General features: G+C 44.3%; 7 protein-coding genes and 1 tRNA gene. 1 reads left to right on the top strand and 7 read right to left on the bottom strand.

Going from position 1 to position 4995, the window contains the following annotated elements; all coding sequences use genetic code 11:
- From GXZ17_RS08860 to GXZ17_RS08850, 3 genes are all read right to left on the bottom strand, one after another.
- Positions 1 to 188: restriction endonuclease subunit S (locus GXZ17_RS08860; RefSeq protein ID WP_409376927.1), on the bottom strand; the 188-nt coding region annotated here is incomplete at its 3' end.
- Positions 189 to 211: 23 nt separating this feature from the next.
- Complete coding sequence (locus GXZ17_RS08855; RefSeq protein WP_409376926.1) at positions 212 to 586, bottom strand: restriction endonuclease subunit S; 375 nt, start codon at positions 584 to 586, stop codon at positions 212 to 214.
- On the bottom strand, positions 583 to 2121 hold the full coding sequence (locus GXZ17_RS08850; RefSeq protein ID WP_409376925.1) for an N-6 DNA methylase: 1539 nt from the start codon (positions 2119 to 2121) through the stop codon (positions 583 to 585). Before GXZ17_RS08850 ends, GXZ17_RS08855 begins: the two co-directional genes overlap by 4 nt.
- A 96-nt stretch (positions 2122 to 2217) precedes the next feature.
- Between GXZ17_RS08850 and GXZ17_RS08845 the strand changes: the two genes are divergently transcribed.
- Positions 2218 to 2294: transfer RNA gene (locus GXZ17_RS08845), tRNA-Met, on the top strand.
- Between the two features lie 73 nt (positions 2295 to 2367).
- Here GXZ17_RS08845 and GXZ17_RS08840 read toward each other — a convergent pair.
- From GXZ17_RS08840 to GXZ17_RS08825, 4 genes are all read right to left on the bottom strand, one after another.
- Positions 2368 to 3402 carry a tetratricopeptide repeat protein gene (locus GXZ17_RS08840; protein ID WP_409376924.1) on the bottom strand — a complete coding sequence of 345 codons (1035 nt, stop codon included), beginning with the start codon at positions 3400 to 3402 and terminating at the stop codon, positions 2368 to 2370.
- Positions 3403 to 3453: 51 nt separating this feature from the next.
- Positions 3454 to 4182, bottom strand: coding sequence for a UPF0280 family protein (locus GXZ17_RS08835; protein WP_409376923.1), 729 nt, complete (start codon positions 4180 to 4182; stop codon positions 3454 to 3456).
- On the bottom strand, positions 4179 to 4589 hold the full coding sequence (locus GXZ17_RS08830; protein ID WP_409376922.1) for an NIL domain-containing protein: 411 nt from the start codon (positions 4587 to 4589) through the stop codon (positions 4179 to 4181). The genes GXZ17_RS08835 and GXZ17_RS08830 overlap by 4 nt, the downstream gene beginning before the upstream one ends.
- A 4-nt stretch (positions 4590 to 4593) precedes the next feature.
- Positions 4594 to 4995, bottom strand: a 402-nt coding sequence (locus GXZ17_RS08825) for a homocysteine biosynthesis protein (RefSeq protein ID WP_409376921.1), incomplete at its 5' end; no start/stop codon positions are given.

Below are 4995 nucleotides of genomic sequence, written 5' to 3'. Positions count from 1 at the left end.
GTTTTCTCCTTTGCCTCTTGAACAGTGGAGAGGATGGCGGCAATCTTTCGCTGCTCGGGAAGAGGAGGAAGAGGGATTTTAATATTTCCTAAATTTTGAGGATAAAGATGCCCTCCATTAACTTCTTCTTTAATTTGATTTTTGGAATTTTCCAAATTAAGAATTACAAAACATAAATAAGGATTAATATCTTCTTTTGGCCTTACTCTTATTAATTCAGCAACAAAAAAACTTTTTCTTTTGGTACTTCATCAACATATCCTATTTTTTGACCTACAATATTAGAAGAGTGTGCAGCAGAAAGTACCAAACTATCTCCATTTTTAATTATATATCTCTCCCCTAAATCGGTTTTTACAAAACTTCTATCTCCACTAACTGCAAATGATACCTTATTTCCATTTTCAAAATCCTTTACTTTTATAATCCTAAATCCTTTTGAATCGTCATAATTATCCCTTCTCGGAGTCTTACCTTGCTGTAGTTCAGCTACATCCCCCAACTTCACCACTTCCCACGCCCGGGGTAGCGGGCCGAGTTCTGTCATTTTATATCCCTCGGGTAGCTCTCTATCAAGCTCAGTCACCAAATCTCCACCCCCAGCTCCCTGAGAACCTGTTTTAGTTGGGCATCTGCTTTTTCTCTTTCTTCTTCTGCCTCTTTGAGTTGCACAACAGCATCTTCTAAAGGCAGGGTATCATCCTCTCCGTCTTGCGTAACATAGCGGCTCGGGCTCAAGTTATAGTCGTTTTTGGCCGCTTCTTCCCGGGTGATAACTCTGCTTGTGCCCTCTTCTTCTCTCCATTGGAGATATATATCGGATACCTGTTTTATGCTCTCTTCGGGGAGATAGTTCTTGGGTCTACCTTTCTTGAACAGTTTAGAAGCATTAATCAGCAATATCTGCTCTTTCCTCTGGGGTGGTTTGAATTTATTGATGACTATGATAACTCCTGGTGCGGTCGTGTTATAAAAAAGGTTTTCGGGCAGCAATAAAACTGCTTCTATAAAGTCTCCCTCAACAAACTCTTTTCTTATATCCCTCTCTCTATTCCTTCCCATATTCCCGCTACCTCGGGAAACTGCACCGGTATCGATTACCACAGCCATCTTGCCTTCTTCGTTCAGGGAAGCAAACATATGCTGAATCCATCCCCAGTCTGCACTGCTGGAAGGAGGATAGCCAAAAATGAACCGATTGTAGGGGTCGTTCTCATAGGTACTCTGGGAAAAATTCTGGTTCCACATGGGATTAGCAGCCACCAGATCGAACTTTTTGAGTGACCCCTCCGGCGTTGTAAAAGCGGGTCTCGTCATCGTGTCGCCCAGAGCAATATCTGCTTCCATATCGTGAATAAAGGTGTTCATCTTGGCTATGGCAAATGTGGAAGGTAGTATTTCCTGACCATAGAATTTCAAAGGTTCAAGAGAAGAATCCACTCCATATTTACCTTGAAACCGCAAGTAAGATTTAATTAAAAGGCCTCCCGAGCCGCAGCAGGGGTCGTAGACTTCATCCCCGGGCTCGGGGTCCAGAATGTAAGACATCAGCGTGGCAACCTCGCTGGGGGTATAGAACTCCCCGGCACTCTGCCCGGAACCTTCGGCGAATTTTCTCAAAAGATATTCGTAAGCCCGTCCTAAAATATCGGCCTCCACATCTTCTAATCCAAGTCGATATCTACCCAGAACATCTATGAGCTCTTTCAGTTTATCATCGGCGATAATCCTCTGTCCGGCGGTAGTAGCGTTAAAATCTATGGTGTCGATAACTCCCTGCAGCTGGGGGTTTTCTCTGGCGATGGTGCGGACGGCGTTGGTTAAATACTCCCCGACATTGGTGGTTTGTTTGGCAATCTCTTCCCATCTCGCCTCTTCGGGGAGATAAAAACGAACCAGGTTGTGGTCCTCGGCTACCAACAGCTCAACAATCTCTCGTGACCCATATTCTTGCGCCAGCTCATTCATCTCATCATCAAACACATCGGAGAGCCTTTTTAAGAATATAAGCGGCAAAATGTAGTCTTTATACTTAGGCGCATCAATTGGGCCTCTAATTTTACAGGCGGCTTCCCACAGCCAGCTCTCCAGTGTTTTTACGTCGAGCTTACCTCCGGGCATGTTTCAACCTCCTTTTGCATAGAGCCCTCGAAAACTTGACAAAATAAAAAAATAGTTTAATATTAATACTGTCCGCATTTTGCGAACATTAAACGGCGCGGGGTAGAGCAGTCAGGAAGCTCGTCGGGCTCATAACCCGGAGGTCGTCGGTTCGAATCCGACCCCCGCTACCATTCCTTCTTCCTTCAGCTCTTCGTTTTCGCCCCAGAGAAGTATTTTCTCTCCCCAGGAAAAGAGGTCATTTGCTTATTCTTCTAAATTTTCTTCGGCTAAACTATCGATGATGTTTCCTTTTAAAAACTCTTCCCAGTCTTTTTCTGCCTCTTCCTCTTTCCCCAGTGCCCGGTAAACCATAGCTCTGAAGCCGTAAGCTTTATAGAACCGGGGGTTGAGTTTTATCGCTCGGTCGAGGTCTTCTTTAGCCAGTTCATAATCTTTCTTCTGGTAATAAACTATTCCCCTTCCCAGAAGAGCAGGGTAAAATTCCGGCTCTAAATTTAGAACAGCGGTAAAGTCTTCTATGGTTTCTGCATATTCCCCTTGCTTAATCCGGGCAATTCCTCTGTAGTAGTAAGCCATAGGGAAATCACTTTTAAACTCTAAGGCCCGGGAAAAATCCTGGATGGCTTGATAATAATCTTCCTGTCGGGAAAGACATATTCCTCTCAGAAAATAAGCCTGAGGATGAGAAGGATAAAATTCCAGAAAATGATTGATATCAGCCAGAACCTGGTTGGAATAAGTCTTTAATTTTAACAAGAGACGGGCTCGGGCAAGATATACGTCGGCCTCTTGAGGGTCAATTTGAGTTACCTGGCTGAAATCTTCCAATGCTTCCTTATACTTTCCTTCTTCTGAGCGAGCTATTCCCCGATTGAAAAACGCTTCTTTCAATTGAGGACTTAGCTCCACTGCCCTGGTCAGGTCTCTCACTCCTCGTTCCATTTCTCCTTTTGATAGATAAGCATTCCCCCGATTGTTGTAAGCTTCGGCAAAATCGGGCTTCAGCTCAATGGCTTTAGAATAATCTTCGATGGCTTTATCTATTTCTCCTAAATAGTAGTAAACGTTACCTCGCTGGGCATAAGCTGTAGGATCGTCGGGCAACAAGTTTATGATGAAGTCATAAATTTCCAGAGCCTCTGTATATCTTTTATCCCGGACAAGAGAGAAACCCTGGTGAAACAATTCGCGTACCTCAGGAGAGATGGACTTTGTTCTCTCTATTCCCGAGACATAAATAGCAAGAAGCGCCAAAACAAAGATGATTACCAGAGCCATTTTCTTTATCCCCCGCCAGGTATTTTCTTAAATTTTACCACAAAAAAGAGTTTAAAGTCTTTCTATCTGAATATTTCCCTCCACTCCTAAAAATTCTCCCAGAATTATTAAAGTCCCTTGAATATCAGTAATTTGTTGAGAAAATTTTAATACCTTCTTTATGTCTTCTTTTTCTTGCACCCGGTTAGCCAGGCTGGTAGCCCAGGCATCAGCCACAGCTGATGATTCAGCTACCACAACCACAGCATCTGCTTTACCGAAGCTTAAAGAATGGCCAACTATTCCTGAAGAAGTAGCCACCCCCCATTTTTTGCCCGGAGGCAATTTAATGCCTATCCGGAAGCTGAAAGGAGAATCTTCCCCGGCATACACTGCCACAACCCGAGCCTCCCGAGAAAAGACCAGTAAATCTCCCCCGTTTTCAATTATTATCTCCTCGCTTTCTTGCCGGAGCTCTTCTCCCACCATCTCATTTATTGCTCCGGCAACAGAAGCCATAGGACCTACTCCTGCTTTTTCTGCTGCTTTTGCCATCATCTGGCACAGGGGAGGAGCAAAAGGAGAAGCAGCAACCGGAGCTAAAGAATGCAAAAAATCAGGGTCATAGCGAAGATAGGCCTCTAAGTTGTTTCTCTCTTTTTCTAACCTTTTATAAGCCAGGTCCTGCAGATTTTTCTCTGCCCAAATTAAAAGGTCGCTCTCTTTAATCTGCACAGAAAAGGGCACTAAATCCGGCGCCTTCGTATATCCACGATACCACCGTTCTACGTATCTGGTCACAAAAGAGCCTCCATAGCGTGAGTGGGACAGGCTAAAACACACATTTCACAGGCAATACATTGAGTTTCATCATATTTTACTAAATAAGAAGGTTTTTCCACATAAAGAGCCTCGGTGGGGCAAACTCCTACACAAGAGCCGCAGTGAATGCAGCGCTCCTCCACCATTTTTATATCCTGGCTCAGAGATTCAACCTCTAAACCGTTTTCCTGCAAAAATTGCAGTCCTTCTTCTTGTTTTTTCTTTTCTCCAATTATTTCTATCACCATAAGTCCCTCCCGATGGGGGGAAATAGAAGCGCGCATAATGTTGAAATGCAGCCCGAACTGAAGAGCCAGCTCACACACGAGAGGTCGCTCTACCAGCTCAGGAGGAAACCGCAAAACTACTTTCTGGGAAGAGTTCATATTTTCACCTCCCCACTCTTCCATTATTTACCGGTCTTTCGGGAAGATTGTGGAAACGAGCTCCTGCATCTTTCCCCGGAAGAGGTAGAACTGGTTGAGTTAAAGTGAAATCTCCTTTTTGAATCCAATCTTTCAGAGTCAGGGCTATTTCCCGGGCTCGAGAGTAGCTGGATAGAGAAGCAGCAGGAACTTCTTTCCCTTCTATCTTTATCTTTCCCTGGCGCAACTGGGCATAGCTCGCATAACCCAATATCTCCCCTGTCCCGTTGGGATAAGCGTCGCTGTAATCTATAACAGGAGCCAGTATATCTTCATCCTTTACTGCGCAATAATAAAGAGTTTCTTCATCTAGGATAGGAATAGGGACTCCCAGACCCACGGCCATAGAGCAACCATAGCCTCTCAT

This window comes from Candidatus Sordicultor fermentans (assembly GCF_012728195.1).
Classification (GTDB): domain Bacteria; phylum Atribacterota; class Atribacteria; order Atribacterales; family Caldatribacteriaceae; genus Sordicultor; species Sordicultor fermentans.
The sequence above is the reverse complement of the archived record's forward strand: the minus strand, read 5'-3'. Positions and strand labels throughout refer to the sequence as shown.